We start from the raw sequence: 15,947 nt of genomic DNA, 5'->3' as shown, positions 1-15,947 counted from the left end.
CGGCCTCGCCTTAGTTTACGGAAGAAATCAGGGTGTCATACATGTCGCTGGTGGTCGAAATGACCTGTGCGGCGGCCGAATAGGCCTGCTGTGCGACAATCATCTTTGAAAACTGGGATGTCGTATCAACCGTCGAACTTTCCAGCGAATAGTCCGCAATCGTTCCGGTACCACCATCACCCGGCGTCTTGAGAACATAAGTCCCCGACGTATTGCTTTCCTTGTAAACGGTGTCGCTATAAGCCATCAGACCGTCTGCATTGGCAAAGTCGGCCAGCACAATCTGATAAACCGGTTCGCTGACACCATTGTCATACGTCACCGACACCACACCATCGTCAGAGATCGAGATTTCGGAAATCTCGGAATAGTTCGATCCGTTCTGATCGACGGAATAAAGCGTCATGTCGCCGTCTTCATCATCCGACGCATATTGCTGCAAACCATCATTTTTGCCGGCTGTGCCCATGTCGGTAACGATGGTGCTGTCAGACGCACCGGTCGTCCAGCCGGTCACAGTCAGCGTGGCGCTGTCGGTCACATCGTTGCCACCGCCGTCTTCGATCGATTCCAGTTCACCATCGGAATTGAACGTAATGGTCAGCGGCCCGCCAGACGTGGTGCCCGTAACCGTGGTCCCGTCTGACGTCAGTACCGGATCGGAATAATCAAGTTCCCACTCGTTCGCGGCAGTCTTTGTATATTCATAGGTAATGGTGTGGCTGGTACCCAGGCTGTCAAAGACCTCAACATCGATCGAGAAACTGTCACCGACTTCCGCATCCGCAGGCAGGTTGGCGACAATTGATGTTTCTGTCGTAGCCTCGGCGGTGCCGGTCAGATTTTCAAGATTGATGGTGGTCAGGGCAGAAGTACTGGTCGGCACCGTCCCCGATGCGGGCTCGCCATCGGAATTGAGCGCATACCCCATCAGGTAATAGCCCGAGCTATTCACAAGATCGCCGTTTGAATCCGCGGAAAAATCACCGGCACGGGTGTAATAGGTATCCCCGTTACCATCGGTCACGACAAAGAAGCCGTCACCCGAAATCGCAAGACTGGTTGCAGTGGAATCCGATTCAATCAGGCCCTGCGACGAAACATTGGTCAGGGTCGTGGTCGTCACACCGTTGGAATACCCCTGGGTGGTCGATCCCGGTGTCGTCACCAGCGATGAAAATGACGCGCTGCTGTCTTTGTACCCGACAGTTTCACTGTTTGAGATATTGCCCGAAATGATGCCAAGCGATGTCGATTGTGCATTCAGACCTAAAACGGCGGAATTCAGGGCGCTATTGAGGCTCATGGTTTTGATCCTTTGTTTCAGGAAACTGTTTGCGTGCCCTGTACATCCGAGATCGAAACATCGACCCCGTTTACGTACAGAACAGCTTCGTCACCGGTCAGGTCGAGTGCCGACACCACACCGGTCATAAGGATTTCGGAATCAACGGAATTGCCATTGGAATCGATGGCACTGACCGACAGGGTGTAGGTCCCCGATGTCAGCGTTGCGCCATCATCGGTAGTGCCATCCCAGATGAAGTTGTTGCTGCCTTCAGATCCGGTTTCGGTCGTTTCATAGACAACATTGCCGTCTTCGTCGGTCACGGTGACCGTGACACTTTGGGCGTCATCTTCAAGGACGTAGTACCATTCGGCTTCGCCATCCTCGAGCGGGGCGGTATCGCCAATGGCAACAACATCGGTTCCGAGATAGGCCTGTGCCGCACTGTCATCGACAACACCCTGAAGTGCCGTCAGCGATTCAGAAAGATTGGAAAGAAGCGCGTTATTCTGCTCAGCCAGTTCAAGCTGTTCAAATGTTGCAAGCTGATCTGTGATATCCGACACGTCTTCCGGGTCGGTAGGATCCTGATTCTGCAACGTCGTCAGCAGCAAGGTCATATAGGTTTCATACGTCGAGTCATCGCTCGTCGTCGTGCTGGACGTGCTGCTGCCCGACGATGACGTCGAGGAAGTCAGGCTGTCATATGTCAGGCCACTGAGAAAACTCATCACCAACTCCGGGCAAGAACAGTTTAAGGCGTGTATGTTCATTGCACGGGGGGTGGCGCGAAAACTGGCGCAGAAAGTTTCCGTTTTGACGAAATAAAAAAAGGGATGCGATCGCATCCCTTGATTTTCACCGGTATTCTATTGCCGTCTTGGTGGCGGCGGCAATTCGCCAGGACCCATCAAAATCATTTGCCGACGATCTTTGGGCGACAGCTTGATCGCCGCATTGGCCATATGACCAAGTATCGCGCTCAAATCATCTCCAATCGCCTCGCGCAAACCGGCATAGGCTTCCCTGATCTCAGCTTCGGTGGCATCGGGACGATCGAGCGTCTCGCGCAGTTCCACTGTCAAAAGGAACGGGCTTGGCCGGCCTTTGATGTCGTTGATCACACCATCAAATTCAGCATCGAAAATAACCTTGCCTTCCGGGCTAAGCCGACTGCGCACATTCTTGAGCATACGCACACCGGGCGGCTCATTTTCAAAGGCCGGTGGTGGCGGTGGTGGCATGAAGAAATGAAACATCGAAAACCCGCTAACCAGGTTTCCGGCAAGCGCACCAGCCAAAAACAGATTGATCGCCAGTGACGCCCACATCACTTTGCGCATGGATGACACGCGGCGGAATGCAAAGCTCATTGCGGCTGCACTCCTTGTGCTTGATCGGATTTTGTCATTTCCGGCTTTTGAAGGTCATCGGGGTTGGTCATCTGATCAATCACATAAAGATGGTTTTCCAAAAGATCGATCATCTCGACCTCGTCGGCCTGTGCGGTGACCTGTTGACCTTCCTGTACGGTCATCGCGACCCCGAATGCAAATCCGGCCAGCACACAGACAACCATCCCGACACCCGAAAACACACCACGCCCCAATTGATAAAGCGCACCCTTCGCCCGGCCGCCATAATGCGCACCGTCACCTGTGATCGCCTGATTAACCGGCGATGTTGCGGGCTTGGCGGGATAGGTTTTGCGCGCCGGGCTTTCTCCGGTGGGCGCGGCACTTGCCGCACTCAGATGGGCGCGCGAACGCGGGCGATCATCAATTGATGCAAAGGATTGGGCGGGATCGGTTTCCGAATTGTCGCGGGCATCGCTACTTTGGGCTTCTTGGGCCTCGATGGCAGCAAAAATATCGTCAATGGCCTTGTGTTTGCCCAGCGGCAACGGATCATCAGACAGCAAATCTTCGACAGAGCGCAGCGATTTCAGCATTTCTGCCGCTTGCGCATCCTGTGCGATCAGAACGTTTGCTTCACGACGCAACGCGTCTGGCCAGGACGCCAAATCCCAACCGTACTGATCCAGTAATTCTTCGAAACGCTCGATTTTCACAGCACACCGCTTTTTAATAGGACGAACTTACCTGTTCGAACAGAACGTAAAACTAATCGTATATCAGATCGTTTTCAACTCTTCACGTAAACGCTTGCGCGCCCGTTTCAACAGAGATTCCATAGCATTGACCGAGACCCCCATAATTGACGCGGCTTCCTGATTGGATAATTCACGGTCGTAAAACAAATTAATGGCAATTTGTTGTTGGTCGGACAATTTCTTGATTGCAAGTCGCAGACGCTTGAATTCCTGATGCTGGGCAAGCCGGTCAACCGCCGACATGGCTTCATCGGGCACCTCGTCAAGTTCGGCACCATCGACAAACTGGGGTTTGCGTTTGATGTCGATAACCCGGTTCACCGCAACCCGGTAAAGCCAGGTCTTGAAAGTCGCCCCGCCATCGGCCCGCCACTTTTCCCGATGCAGCCAGACACGTACAAAGACATCCTGTGCCACATCTTCGGCGTCTCCGCCGGTCAGGCCCATACGACGCGCGATGCCGACAATCCCGCGGTAATACCGTTCAACCACCACGCGATAGGCCCGCTTGTCGCCCTGAACCATACGGGCAACAAGACTGTTGTCATCAAGTTCGGACAGAACCTCACTGACAGCTGGAATGTCTGACGTATCAGAGCTTGTCGGCACTGCTCCGCGAAGACCTACACTCAAATGTCCCTCACAACACTGTTCCGATCATCGTCTGCCCTGATTGGGCCTGAACAGTCCTACTTGGATCGACTTTCGAGAATTTTTCCCATTCGCGCGCAAGCTCTTGCAGGTTGCGGTCAACGACCTCGTAACGTTCCTCCATGGAAGCGTCCCTGCGATTACGTGCGAGCAATTTAATCATTCTTGCGTAAAAGGCAAAGAGATCTCGTGACAGTTCCGGTGCACTTTTTGGCGCGATACACGCCTGAAGCGCCTTGAGCCGGGTCACCACCACCGCCTTTTCGCGGCCTTCAAGATCAAACTTCTTCTCGCTGCGATATTGCGCGGCCAGACGCAAATGCTGACGGGTCCGCGTGATGGCAATCGCCATCATTGCCACCGGTGACGTCGTGCGCAACGCGTTGTTATACTGGGCACTTGCCCCGGCATAACGATATGCCTGCTGCGCGGCTGTTGCACTGTTATTAGTCATCATCACCCCACAAGGCATCAAGTTGTTCACGCAAAAGCTGCAACTGGTAAAGCTCTGCTTCGATTGCGGAATATCGTTCGGTCAGTTTGGCGGCATATTCTTCGGCATCGGCGGTGATGTCTTCGACTTCTTCCTCAAGATCATCCACCTGCTCTTCAAGCCGTTCCAGGCGATTGGCAATCAGGCCATCGGAACTGTTGGTATATTTGTCGAGCGAATTGGTCAGGTCATAGGCAAGGCCGCTGGTGATCGACACCTCGACACTTTGCGAACTGTCCCCGCCAAAGAACAGCGTGACACCCTCATAGGCACCACCTTCGACCCCGACCAGTTTGTTGCCATTGATGGTAAACAGGCTGTCATCACCATTCACACTGGCGGACGTGATATTGCCATCGGCGTCGGTAACAATGTCGACCGTAAAGGTCCCGGTGTATGATCCGTCAGCTTCCGACACCAGAAGGTCATCAGAATCCGTTGACCCGGAATAGGAAAACAGATCGGCCACCGCGTCAAAGTCCGACACCAGCGCTTCTTCAAGCACTTCTGAATCAATGACCAGATAGTTGCTGTCATCAAGCGTGATGCCGATTGACGCCAATGACGCATATGTATCGCTGTCACTGGTAAAGGACAGGGCATCATAAACGGTCGAGGAAACCGAACTCAGAAGACTGTCACCAAACAGAACCGCGTCCTCGTCCGCACCTTCGCCGGCCTCATAGGCCTGGTTGGTAATGACAAAGCTGCGCAGCTCGTTATAGGCATCGACAAAGGCCTCGATGGCGCTATAGGCAGAGCTGGCGTCTTCTTCGATTTCAAGCGTGATTTCCGTGCCTTCTTCCTCGGCATAGAGATAAAGCGTCACACCATCAATCACATCATCAACCGTGTTGCTGCTGCGTGTGACTTCAACGCCATCGATCGAAAAGATCGCCTGATCTGCTTCCACCAGTTCGTTGGCATAGGACCCGTCCGCCGCCAAAAGCCCAAGCGACTGCGCCATGGCTGTATCGGCACCATCGCTGTCAAATGTGATTTCCTGCCCGGTATCAACAGCTGACAGAACCAGCATGAATTCATCATCGGAAATCTGCAGAACGCTTGCACTGACACCGGTTGTCGATTTCTGGTCATTGATGGCATCGGCAATATCATCAAGCGACATATCGGCGGTAATTTCGATATCGACCGCCTCGTAATCGTCACCGGCGACAAGACTGATTGTCCCAGTAAGCGACATCGCCGTCGTACTGTCGGTTGTCGTATCCCCGCCCAGTTTGTGCGCAGTGGCAAGTTGTGTGATTTCAAGTGTATAGGTGCCGGTCTCTGCCGTATCGTCAACCAGCACACCGACAACATCGGATGCATCGGTATTGGCATCCGACGATGAAAGATAGGCCGACTTTCCGACCCAGACATCATCACGCGAACTGTCAAGTTCGGTTGCCGCTGTCAGATCCTCGGCTGCATCTTCAAGCGCCTCAAGCAAGGTCTGAAGATCTTCAAAGGCGGCAATCTCAAGTTCGACTTCATCGATTTCGGCCTCGACATTGTCGGCGACTTCCATCTTGGCGTCATAGGCATCCTGAACCAGCTCGGCAGTATCAAGATCGGTCAGGCCTGAAACATAGGATGAAGAGGCATAACTCGACGACGATGCAGAATTGATGGTCGACATGTGCTCCTCCCTTTCTCATCCGTTAAAAAATTCAGGGCCATCCGGGGGCTCTCAAACACCGGATGGCCCTGTCACGAGTTAGCTCAGCAGTCGCGAGAGCTTCTCGAGATTCTCATTGGAAACTGACAAGGCCTGAATGGCAGAATCCATCTTCACGCCCAGTTCGGTCTGATCCGCACTGAGCTGCGCGATATCGGCGTCCATATAGACGCTCATTGCTGATTCAAGGTTGGTTTTCGCGGTTTCGATGTTGCCTGCGGCATAATCGAAACGCGACATCATCGCACCGACGGATGCACGGCCTGCCGAAACGGTTTCAATTGCCGTCTCGATCAGGGTCAAAGCAGCAGCAGCAGTGGTCGAAGTCGTGACATCAGCCGCGGCAATACCAAGACCGGTTGAGTCATAATCGGTGCCGATCGTGACCGAAATGGCCGTTGCTGACGCGTCTGCGGAAACCGTGAAGTTTTCGTCATACGTCCCGTCAAGCAGCGAGGTATCAAAATAGGTCGTTGATTCAACAATGGAATCAACCTGGCTGATCAGTTCCTGGAATTCATCATCCAGATATGCACGTTCGGTATCGGTCACCGAACCGGACGATGCCTGGGATGCCAGTTCATACATACGTTCAAGGATGTCGGCGATTTCAGAAAGGCCGCCATCTGCAGTTTCAAGAATGGCTGTTGCAACCTCGGCATTGTCACCGGCCTGTTCCCAGGCCGCATAGTCAACCGACATTGCGGTATACACAGCAAGACCTGCTGCATCATCAGATGCCGAGTTGATTGCCTTGCCGCTCGACATTGCTGTCAGAACAGAAGTCATCTCGTCGGTGGTCTTGTTCAGGTTCGACACCGCAAGGGTGGCCGACATGTTCGTGTTAATACTCGCCATTGCGCTTCTCCTATTTGGATGTGTTTTGGCCTACCTGCCAACGCGACCCACTTCGGGCCGATATAGGTGTCCACGCAGCGGCGCGAAAAAACTGGCGCGCCAAATGACAATTTTTTCGATTTATTTTTCAAACACCCGCCAAGCCGCCAGAACCCTGGGGAAACCGCGCACAAAAAAGAAAAAGGCAGCCATGAAAAAAGCTGCCTTCAGAGTGTGTCGGGGGTGTTGTTAATCCTGACCCGTCCCAATCAAAATGGAACAGGCCCGTGCCTTAGCTCAGAAGCTTGGAAAGCTTTTCAAGGTTTTCGTTGGAAACAGACAGCGCCTGAATGGCTGAGTCCATTTTCACACCAAGTTCGGTCTGATCCGCACTTAGTTGCGCAATGTCGGCATCCATATAGACACTCATTGCGGATTCAAGGTTGGTCTGGGCGGTTTCGATATTGCCTGCGGCATAGTCGAACCGCGACATCATCGCACCAACCGATGCACGACCGGCCGAAACGGTTTCGATCTGTGCTTCAATCATCGCCAGCGCCGTGGTTGCGTTTGCCGCCGACGATATAGAAGACGTATTGAACGCCGCAGTCGCAGTGGTGGCAGTCGTACCACTGCCAACAACATAAACAACGTCTTCGGTGGTGGCATAGTTGGTATCAAGCGTCACCGAAATCGGTGTTGCACCCGCATCCGCGGACACGGTGAAGCTTTCATCGTAGTTGCCATCAAGAAGCGACGTATCGAAATAGGTCGTTGATTCAACGATGGAATCAATCTGTTCCATCAATTCACTATATTCGTCATCCAGATAGGCACGTTCGGTATCGGTCACCGAACCGGACGATGCCTGGGATGCAAGTTCGTACATCCGTTCCAGAATATCGGCAATTTCCGACAAACCACCATCAGCGGTTTCAAGAATTGCTGTTGCGACCTCGGCATTGTCACCGGCCTGTTCCCAGGCGGCATAGTCAACCGACATCGCAGTGTAAACCGCAAGACCCGCCGCATCATCGGATGCCGAGTTGATCGCCTTGCCGCTCGACATCGCGGTCAGAACCGATGTCATCTCGTCAGTGGTCTTGTTGAGGTTCGACACCGCAAGGGTGGCCGACATGTTTGTATTGATGCTTGCCATTTCTAACTCTCCTATATGGATGTGTCGTTTGGCCTACCTGCCAAAAGGCCCGCATAAGGGCCGATACAGGTGCACACGCATCACCACATGGAAAACTGGCGCAGTTTTTTGGTCTTTTTTCCAACGACCGCCAAATGATCCGGTTTCTTCACTGGATGTGCATCGGGTTCGGGCACACATACCAACACCCAAAAATGCAACAGGGCCGCCCGAAAGCAGCCCTGTTCAACATCAACTTTATGATCCCTTGGGCATGCCGTCTTGGTGTGGCTCGACCGGACCCGCCTTTGGTGATTACGAACGCCGTTCTGCCCGATCACGCCAGTAAAGACTGATATCGGCCTCGGGTTTGCCAAACAGATAGCCTTGGGCAAAATCAAAACCGGCCTTGGTAATCAGATCGCGCATCTGATCGGTTTCAATCATTTCGCCGACCACCTCGACATCAATATCGTGGCACAGCTCGACAAGCGAGCGCATGAAAGCCTGCCCTTTGATGGTCTTCATTGATTGCCGGATTGATTCCCCGTCGACCTTGACGTAATCGACATCCATCGCACTCAGATACCGGAAGTTCGACGCCCCGGTCCCGAAATCATCCAGACAGATTTCAATGCCGAATTCCCGGAACCGGGCAATCCATCTGGCAGCATTGTCGATATCTCGGATTTCCGAGGTTTCCGTGATCTCGATCATCAATTGCTGCAATGTTTCGTGATTTCGTTCGAACAACGCGACAGCTGATCGGCAAAAATCCGGATTACTTAATGAATGCCCGGAAATATTCACGGCCACCCGAACAGTTATTCCGGTTTCAAGTTGCGATTTGATCCATTTCAGGCTTCGGCGCAACATCGCAAGATCAAGCCGATGGATCATGTTGACCTGTTCGGCAAAGGCGATCAGTTCCTGTGTCGGGATCAGTTTTCCATCATCGTCATGGAATCTGACCAAGGCTTCGAAATGGTGAATTTCCCCGTTCGGAAGCCGCACGATCGGTTGATACACAACATCGAATTTCAGTCGATCGACCCGCTTGCCGAAATCCTGCATCGCCGAAAAGGTACTGTTGACCAGATTACCTGTCTGCCCCATCAGGCGTGAAAAGGTAAATCCATGCTCCTGATGGTCACAGAAACGGCGGATCGAATATAAAACGCCGCGCGCCAGATCCCCTGGCGGAATGACGTCGGTGGTAAAATCGGTAACGGTCGAACTGACTTCAACGCCAATCCCCTTGGGATCGGCATCGCGCACACATTCCTCGATCCGTTTTTCCAGATCGCCAATCGGTACATCCGGGCGGTGCAACATGCCAAATTGTTCGGCCCCAAGACGCCCGGCCGTATCACCGGCAACTGAATGCGCCCGTAAAAATGCCCCGACACTTGCCATCAATTCGTTGCGTTCGATCTGTTCCATGCGCTTGCACAACGGATCAAAGGCATTCAGCGTCATCAGGGTGAATTTATGTTCCGTTCCGGTTTCGCGCTGGGCGACCAGCCGTTCGGTCACAACCTTGGACAGGCTTTCCTCATCAAGAAGCCCGGTTGAATTATCGCGCTGGATGGATCCGACCACCTCGGGCGGCAGGGCATTGATCGCCACACGCAACGCGACAAAGAAATGATCCCCAAGATCAGGCAGGAAATAACCGCTCATGGAAACAGGGGGGCTCAACAATTCGTTACGCTGGGCAAACCGGACCTGAATATTGTCCATGCGGCCGCGTCTGCGGGCCACATGCAGCATTTCCGTAACCAGCGGCCTGAACTGTTTGGCCAGCAAACCCGTAAAGAGTTTACCTGCAAGATCTTGTGGACGGCGCCCCAAAATGCCGTCCGACGCGCCGGAGGCAAATACAATCCGAAAATCGCCATCCAGTTCCAGAAGAAGATCGCCCCACACAAAGGCCAAAGCCGCAAAACGGTTGCGTTCCTTCCGTAATTCGGTTGTTCGAGCTTTTATAAGTTTGTCCAATGCGCCCTCTCACGCTGCTCGTCACTCCCGATGTTTTTCACTTCCCCCGAACTCGAAAAACATCTCCTTTGCCATTCCGGCTTTTCGCCATGATCAACCGCCTATGCTTAACAAGGGTTTTACAACCACAACTTTTGCTATTGTGGTAAATACGCACATACGCAGTCCGGCCTGGCCGGATTACCCGCCCGAGTTGACGGGCATGATTGACCACCTGTCTTGTTATGCATGCGATTGAAATTACGATCAAATGCGCAGAAACCATACCCGGTGACTTGAAATCCGCCGGAAACCCCATACAACAAGGGTAGATTTACTGAACATGCCCCATTCACGCATCAAGGCCGCCTGACAATGACCAATTCAGCATCCCGCACCGCCAGTTTGCCGCGTCTGACTTCTGACTCTGTCCTGATTTTTGATCTCGACAACACCCTTTATCCGGCCGCGTGCGATCTGTTTTCACAGGTCTCCGATCTGATCGGGCAATATGTGCGTGACACCCTTAAGCTCGAACCGGATGCCGCCTATCGGGTGCAAAAGGACTATTTCCATCGCTATGGCACCACGCTCCGCGGCCTGATGACCGAACATGATATTGACCCGGCCGACTATCTTGCCAAGGTCCATGACATTGATCTGTCCGTAGTCGATCCGGCACCCGATCTTGCACAGGCACTTGATGATCTGCCCGGTCGCAAACTGATTTTCACCAATGCGTCACGCGGGCACGCCGAACGGGTGATGGGCCGTCTGGGGATTGCTGACCGGTTCGAAACAATTTTCGATATCGTCGATGCCGACTATATCCCCAAGCCACAACAGCAACCCTATGACCGCTTGCTGGCACGCGATGGTGTTGACCCGACACGTGCGATCTATTTCGAAGACATGGCCAAAAACCTTTTGCCAGCCAAGGATATGGGCATGACCACGGTCTGGGTAAATACCGACATCGAATGGGCCCAGAACGGCAGCGACGATCCGCGCATTGATCATCACACCACAGATATCGTTGATTTCCTGCGCAACCTTGCCACCACTTCCTGATCGCGATCGGATCACGCGCGCCTGTTGCTGCCCTGCTTATCATCCACCTGTTCATCCACCTGTGCCCGGTTTTGTTGCCGGGCGGCCGATTTGTCACGGTTCTAAGATTGAGCTTCGCGGCGTGATCCGCTATGTCTATCGACCAAAGGGATCAGGAACGGAGAATTGCCCGAAAAAGGGCGTTTCTACGCAAACTGGCGGAGTTGACTTCATGGGCTGCATTGACCATTCTCCGCCCGACAGATTTAGGCTGACCGCAAGGACCTTCGTAAAATGAACAGAACTGAACTTGAAGGCGTGATCAACGTCGCTTGGGAAAACCGCGACGAGATCAGCTCCGCCACCCAGGGTGAAATCCGCAAAGCTGTTGAGCAGGCACTTCATGCCATGGATCGCGGCGAACTGCGCGTTGCCGAAAAAACCAATGGCAAGTGGGTTGTCAATCAGTGGGCCAAAAAGGCGGTTCTGCTGTCTTTCCGCCTTAATGACATGGCCACGATTGCCGGTGGCCCGGGCGAAAACACCAACTGGTGGGACAAGGTTCCGTCCAAGTTCGAAGGCTGGGGCGAAGCAGAATTCAAAGAAGCCGGTTTCCGTGCCGTTCCGGGCAGCATCGTGCGCCGTTCGGCTTATGTCGCACCGGGCACCGTCCTGATGCCGAGCTTCGTGAACCTGGGTGCCTATGTTGATACCGGCGTTATGGTTGATACCTGGGCGACTGTCGGTTCCTGCGCACAGATCGGTAAAAACGTTCACCTTTCGGGTGGTGCGGGCATCGGTGGCGTTCTTGAACCGCTTCAGGCCGGTCCGGTCATCATCGAAGACAACGCATTTATCGGTGCACGTTCGGAAATCGTCGAAGGCGTGATTGTCGAAGAAGGTGCCGTGATTTCCATGGGTGTCTTCATCGGTGCATCGACCAAGATCATTGACCGCACCACCGGCGAAACCTTTGTCGGTCGCGTTCCGGCATATTCCGTTGTCGTTCCGGGCAGCATTCCGGGCAAGCCGCTTGCCGATGGCACCCCGGGGCCGAGCCTGTATTGCGCGGTCATCATCAAACGTGTTGATGAAAAGACCCGTTCGAAAACCTCGATCAACGAATTGCTGCGCGACTGATTTCTGTCCCGCGCAGGATGGATGATTTATAAGGGGCAAAACGGCCAGTCCGTTTTGCCCTTTCTCACACATGCATGCCGGCAACCAAACCACCGGCATCACACCAACAAGAGATTGCCCGATGTCTGCCGCCCTTGAACTTGCCCAGTCCCTGATCCGTTGCCCATCCGTTACACCTTCTGATGCCGGGGCACTTGATGTCCTGCAAAAGGCACTTGAGGCGCGCGGATTTGATTGCACGCGCAAGGTCTTTGACGGCGATGACAGCGATGCGATCGACAATCTTTATGCCCGCCTGGGCACCAAGGGCCGCAACTTCTGTTTTGCCGGGCACACCGACGTCGTGCCGGCAGGCGACACCAGCGCCTGGACCGTTGATCCGTTTGGCGGCGAAGTCATCGACGGACGCTTGTTCGGGCGGGGTGCTGTTGATATGAAAACCGGTATTGCCTGCTTTGTTGGTGCTGTTGATGCCTTTCTGGCGGCCCGTCCGGATTTTGATGAATCGATTTCCTTCCTGATCACCGGCGACGAAGAGGCCGATGCCATCAACGGCACCGTCAAGCTGGTTGAATGGTGCGATGGCCGGGGCGAAAAATTCGATTGCTGTCTGGTGGGCGAACCGACCAACCCGAAATATCTGGGCGAAATGATGAAAGTCGGTCGCCGCGGCTCTGTGACCGGTTGGCTGACCGTATTTGGTGCACAAGGCCACGTTGCCTATCCGCATCTCGCCGATAACCCTGTGCCGCGCATGATCAGAACACTGGATGCCCTTAATTCCCGCGAACTGGATCAGGGCACGGACCATTTCCAGCCCAGCAATCTTGAAATCACCACCGTCGATGCGGGAAATGCCGCCACCAACGTGGTTCCGGCCAAGGTCAGCGCGGCATTTAACATCCGCTTTAATGATCAGCATACCGGTGCCGATCTTAAAAAATGGATCGAAGATACCTGTGCCGAACATGCCGGCGCGCACGAACTTAAGGTCAAAATATCGGGCGAGGCATTCCTGTCCAATCCCGGCAAGCTCGCCACCCTGATTGCCGATGCTTCGGAAAAAGTCACCGGCAAACGCCCGGAAATGAGCACCACCGGCGGCACATCCGATGCCCGCTTCATTCAGAAATACACCGAAGTCGCGGAATTCGGTCTGGTCGGACAATCCATGCACAAGGTCGATGAACATGCCATGGTCGATGACATCGAAAACCTTGTCACGATCTATGCCGAAGTTCTCAGCGGCTTTTTTGACTGATTATCCGGCCTGTTTGGTTTCCCCGGCCGGAATTTTGCCGCGCGATGTCAGAATGCTGTCGCGCGTGTCGGCCAGAATACGATCGGCTGTCTGATCATCAACCGCGCGGCTTAAAACCACCGCCCCCACCATCATCGCCAGCATGGTGGTCGATTCCTGCTCATATTCGGGCGGCAGGTTACGGACCTGTTTGTCGGAATCGATATTGATGTGCTGGTCAATGCCCGGCACATCGTCTTCTTTTGCCAGCTTCCAGGCCAGTTTCTCTGTCGCCTGATTGATCAGTTTTGAAAATGCGGCGCGTGCCTTGTCACCAGATCTCGAAACTTCGGTCGACAAGGTCGGCAAGGCACATCCCATATCGGGATTTTCAATATGAAGCCGCGACAGATAAAGTTCGGCAAATGCGGTTACCCAGTCATGCCCCCTCATTTCCGCCTTGCGCAATTTGGCCAGTACCGGCGATGACAAAAGTGACATGCCGTTTTCCACACAGGCCACAAACAGGTCTTCCTTGTTTTTGAAATGGGCGTAAAACCCGCCCCGCGTCAGTCCGGCTGCTGCCATGACCTGATCAATCGTCACATTTTCAAACCCGTGCTTTTTGAACTGGGCTGTTGCCGCATTCAAAATGCGAATACGGGTCTTTGGCTTGTGCGCAGCGCTATAGGGCATGGCGACCTCCGTCTTGCGATCCTGATTTTCATCCAGTCGCACGATGACACATAACAATAATATGTTCTTGAACATATTATGTGGAAGGCAATCCTGTCTGCAAGGCACCGCATCACCGATCCCCGATCGGTTGGCAAAACCGCACGTCATGCAGCAAAGGAACCTGCCATGTCAGAACTCATTATCGTCGGAATGCCGCGCAGCAACCTGACGCGCAGTGTTCGCATTGCTTGCCTTGAAAAGGAAATCAGCTTTGATTTCACCAGCCGCGATGTTCAGACACCAGGCCGCCCGCCCACCAATGCCTTGTTGGAACGCAATCCGTTTGGCACGGTCCCGGTTCTGATCCACGGCACCTTCACGCTTTTTGAGACTGCGGCAATTTGCCGCTATATCGATGATAATTTTGCCGGTCCGCTATTGCGCCCGGTCCGCGCCGACAAAGTGGCGCGCATGAATCAGTGGATCAGTGTTGCCATGACACGGCTTGATCAAAACATCATCCGCAACTTTGTCATCCCGATGGTCTTTGCCGATCATAAAAAGCGCCACGATCCGGGCTTTGCCATCCACATGAACCAGCTTGCCGACGTGATCCGTCGCGATCTGGCCGTTCTTGATGATGCCTATGCCGATGGCTGGTTGTTCGAAGATCGCTTCACGCTTCCCGACATGATGATCATGCCGATGCTGCATTACCTTAATGCAATGCCCGGCGGTCCGGAAATGCTGGCAGATGCCCCCAATGTCAGGGCCGCTTACGACCGGTTCAAGGCCCGCGGTTCTGCGGCCCAAACCGACCCGCTTCTGCCTGAACAAATTTTGAAATCGGCCTGATGACGGCGTTTGCCCGGCCCCGATGGTTCCCTTAATCCTGTCGGGGTCTTTGACCACCACAGACGGGGGCGTCTTCCTCCCCCTTCCCCCGGAATGGCGGGTTTCCTGTCTGTGGTGGTCTCTTTTTTGTAAACCGGTCAGGGCGTCCAGGTGATCGGGACATAGCCGCGAAGCATTTCAATCCGTTCCAGCCAGGCACGCACCCCCGGATAGGGCGCAAGACTGATTTTCCCAAGTTCGGCCCGGTGCGTATAGGCATAAAGCGAAATATCGGCAATCGTGACCGTTTCACCCACCAGCCAGTCATGTGCAGACAGACGTTTTTCCATCAGATCAAGCGCACGCTTGGCACCGGCCTGCTTCATCGGTTCAAGGATGTCGGCATTGGCCGGAAGCCCCTTGATCTCGTACCAGGAAATCAGAACCGCCACGTTCGGTTCATGGTCATACTGTTCAAAGAACAGCCAGCCCATCATCTCAGCCCGTTCAAAGCGGTCTTTGGGGATAAAGTCGGTACCCTCTGCCAGATAGCCGAGAATGGCGTTGCTTTCTGCCAGAACCCGACCGTCATCAAGAACAAGGGCCGGAATCTTGCCGTTCGGATTGATCTTTTCAAGATATTCCGGTGTGCGGGTTTCCCCCTTCATGATGTCGCGTTCGACATATTCAAAGGATTGCCCCAACATGGACAGCAGCAAACGGACTTTATAGCCGTTACCCGACATCAGATAGTCGTTTAATATCATTGTGAAATTCCCTGTGGCACATGCGTTAAAAGCATTCGCGTCAAAGCATTGGCCGGC

At 53.8% G+C, this 15,947-nt stretch carries 16 protein-coding genes; 4 read left to right on the top strand and 12 right to left on the bottom strand.

Annotated elements, in window-relative coordinates; all coding sequences use genetic code 11:
- Nucleotides 1–10 precede the first annotated feature (10 nt).
- From flgE to CU041_RS11185, 10 genes are all read right to left on the bottom strand, one after another.
- Nucleotides 11–1,306 carry a flagellar hook protein FlgE gene (gene flgE, locus CU041_RS11230; RefSeq protein WP_101246958.1) on the bottom strand — a complete coding sequence of 432 codons (1,296 nt, stop codon included), beginning with the start codon at nt 1,304–1,306 and terminating at the stop codon, nt 11–13.
- Nucleotides 1,307–1,323: 17 nt separating this feature from the next.
- Nucleotides 1,324–2,019: a flagellar hook assembly protein FlgD gene (locus tag CU041_RS11225; protein WP_170310200.1), complete on the bottom strand. Its 696-nt coding sequence runs from the start codon at nt 2,017–2,019 to the stop codon at nt 1,324–1,326.
- Nucleotides 2,020–2,157: 138 nt separating this feature from the next.
- Nucleotides 2,158–2,661 (bottom strand): hypothetical protein, encoded by a 504-nt coding sequence (locus CU041_RS11220; RefSeq protein WP_101246956.1) that lies wholly within the window; start codon nt 2,659–2,661, stop codon nt 2,158–2,160.
- Nucleotides 2,658–3,359 (bottom strand): hypothetical protein, encoded by a 702-nt coding sequence (locus CU041_RS11215; protein ID WP_101246955.1) that lies wholly within the window; start codon nt 3,357–3,359, stop codon nt 2,658–2,660. Before CU041_RS11215 ends, CU041_RS11220 begins: the two co-directional genes overlap by 4 nt.
- A 63-nt stretch (nt 3,360–3,422) precedes the next feature.
- The gene (locus CU041_RS11210; protein ID WP_170310199.1) at nt 3,423–4,034 is read right to left on the bottom strand and encodes a sigma-70 family RNA polymerase sigma factor; all 612 of its coding nucleotides are present in this window, start codon (nt 4,032–4,034) and stop codon (nt 3,423–3,425) included.
- Nucleotides 4,035–4,041: 7 nt separating this feature from the next.
- Nucleotides 4,042–4,506, bottom strand: coding sequence for a flagellar protein FliS (locus CU041_RS11205; protein ID WP_170310198.1), 465 nt, complete (start codon nt 4,504–4,506; stop codon nt 4,042–4,044).
- Nucleotides 4,499–6,187: a flagellar filament capping protein FliD gene (gene fliD, locus CU041_RS11200; protein ID WP_101246953.1), complete on the bottom strand. Its 1,689-nt coding sequence runs from the start codon at nt 6,185–6,187 to the stop codon at nt 4,499–4,501. Before fliD ends, CU041_RS11205 begins: the two co-directional genes overlap by 8 nt.
- Nucleotides 6,188–6,265: 78 nt before the next feature.
- Complete coding sequence (locus CU041_RS11195) at nt 6,266–7,084, bottom strand: flagellin (RefSeq protein ID WP_101246952.1); 819 nt, start codon at nt 7,082–7,084, stop codon at nt 6,266–6,268.
- Between the two features lie 271 nt (nt 7,085–7,355).
- Complete coding sequence (locus CU041_RS11190; RefSeq protein ID WP_068517826.1) at nt 7,356–8,222, bottom strand: flagellin; 867 nt, start codon at nt 8,220–8,222, stop codon at nt 7,356–7,358.
- Nucleotides 8,223–8,516: 294 nt separating this feature from the next.
- The gene (locus tag CU041_RS11185) at nt 8,517–10,202 is read right to left on the bottom strand and encodes an EAL domain-containing protein (protein WP_101246951.1); all 1,686 of its coding nucleotides are present in this window, start codon (nt 10,200–10,202) and stop codon (nt 8,517–8,519) included.
- A gap of 354 nt (nt 10,203–10,556) precedes the next feature.
- Between CU041_RS11185 and CU041_RS11180 the strand changes: the two genes are divergently transcribed.
- The 3 genes from CU041_RS11180 to dapE all read left to right on the top strand — a co-directional run bounded on the left by CU041_RS11180 (nt 10,557) and on the right by dapE (nt 13,632).
- Nucleotides 10,557–11,252, top strand: coding sequence for a pyrimidine 5'-nucleotidase (locus tag CU041_RS11180; RefSeq protein WP_101246950.1), 696 nt, complete (start codon nt 10,557–10,559; stop codon nt 11,250–11,252).
- A gap of 273 nt (nt 11,253–11,525) precedes the next feature.
- Nucleotides 11,526–12,371, top strand: a complete 846-nt coding sequence (gene dapD / locus CU041_RS11175) for a 2,3,4,5-tetrahydropyridine-2,6-dicarboxylate N-succinyltransferase (RefSeq protein ID WP_101246949.1) — start codon at nt 11,526–11,528, stop codon at nt 12,369–12,371.
- 121 nt (nt 12,372–12,492) lie between these two features.
- On the top strand, nt 12,493–13,632 hold the full coding sequence (dapE, locus tag CU041_RS11170; RefSeq protein WP_101247061.1) for a succinyl-diaminopimelate desuccinylase: 1,140 nt from the start codon (nt 12,493–12,495) through the stop codon (nt 13,630–13,632).
- Here the strand turns inward: dapE and CU041_RS11165 are convergent, their stop codons facing one another.
- On the bottom strand, nt 13,633–14,307 hold the full coding sequence (locus tag CU041_RS11165) for a TetR/AcrR family transcriptional regulator (RefSeq protein WP_101247060.1): 675 nt from the start codon (nt 14,305–14,307) through the stop codon (nt 13,633–13,635).
- Between the two features lie 168 nt (nt 14,308–14,475).
- Between CU041_RS11165 and CU041_RS11160 the strand changes: the two genes are divergently transcribed.
- On the top strand, nt 14,476–15,144 hold the full coding sequence (locus tag CU041_RS11160) for a glutathione S-transferase family protein (RefSeq protein ID WP_101247059.1): 669 nt from the start codon (nt 14,476–14,478) through the stop codon (nt 15,142–15,144).
- 137 nt (nt 15,145–15,281) lie between these two features.
- On the opposite strand, the gene CU041_RS11155 is transcribed toward CU041_RS11160, so the two are convergent.
- Nucleotides 15,282–15,890 (bottom strand): glutathione S-transferase family protein, encoded by a 609-nt coding sequence (locus CU041_RS11155; protein ID WP_101246948.1) that lies wholly within the window; start codon nt 15,888–15,890, stop codon nt 15,282–15,284.
- Nucleotides 15,891–15,947 lie beyond the last annotated feature (57 nt).

It is taken from the genome of Thalassospira povalilytica, assembly GCF_002844235.1.
In the GTDB taxonomy this organism is placed as follows: Bacteria; Pseudomonadota; Alphaproteobacteria; order Rhodospirillales; family Thalassospiraceae; genus Thalassospira; species Thalassospira povalilytica.
This window is presented reverse-complemented; position numbering and strand designations above follow the sequence as displayed.

Coding starts and splice junctions, on each gene's coding strand:
- CU041_RS11205 (WP_170310198.1), bottom strand. CDS start 4,506: ATGACTAATAACAGTGCAACAGCCGCGCAGCAGGCATATCGTTATGCC.
- CU041_RS11165 (WP_101247060.1), bottom strand. CDS start 14,307: ATGCCCTATAGCGCTGCGCACAAGCCAAAGACCCGTATTCGCATTTTG.
- CU041_RS11190 (WP_068517826.1), bottom strand. CDS start 8,222: ATGGCAAGCATCAATACAAACATGTCGGCCACCCTTGCGGTGTCGAAC.
- CU041_RS11195 (WP_101246952.1), bottom strand. CDS start 7,084: ATGGCGAGTATTAACACGAACATGTCGGCCACCCTTGCGGTGTCGAAC.
- CU041_RS11155 (WP_101246948.1), bottom strand. CDS start 15,890: ATGATATTAAACGACTATCTGATGTCGGGTAACGGCTATAAAGTCCGT.
- fliD (WP_101246953.1), bottom strand. CDS start 6,187: ATGTCGACCATCAATTCTGCATCGTCGTCGAGTTATGCCTCTTCATCC.
- dapD (WP_101246949.1), top strand. CDS start 11,526: ATGAACAGAACTGAACTTGAAGGCGTGATCAACGTCGCTTGGGAAAAC.
- CU041_RS11180 (WP_101246950.1), top strand. CDS start 10,557: ATGACCAATTCAGCATCCCGCACCGCCAGTTTGCCGCGTCTGACTTCT.
- CU041_RS11225 (WP_170310200.1), bottom strand. CDS start 2,019: ATGAGTTTTCTCAGTGGCCTGACATATGACAGCCTGACTTCCTCGACG.
- flgE (WP_101246958.1), bottom strand. CDS start 1,306: ATGAGCCTCAATAGCGCCCTGAATTCCGCCGTTTTAGGTCTGAATGCA.
- CU041_RS11220 (WP_101246956.1), bottom strand. CDS start 2,661: ATGAGCTTTGCATTCCGCCGCGTGTCATCCATGCGCAAAGTGATGTGG.
- CU041_RS11160 (WP_101247059.1), top strand. CDS start 14,476: ATGTCAGAACTCATTATCGTCGGAATGCCGCGCAGCAACCTGACGCGC.
- dapE (WP_101247061.1), top strand. CDS start 12,493: ATGTCTGCCGCCCTTGAACTTGCCCAGTCCCTGATCCGTTGCCCATCC.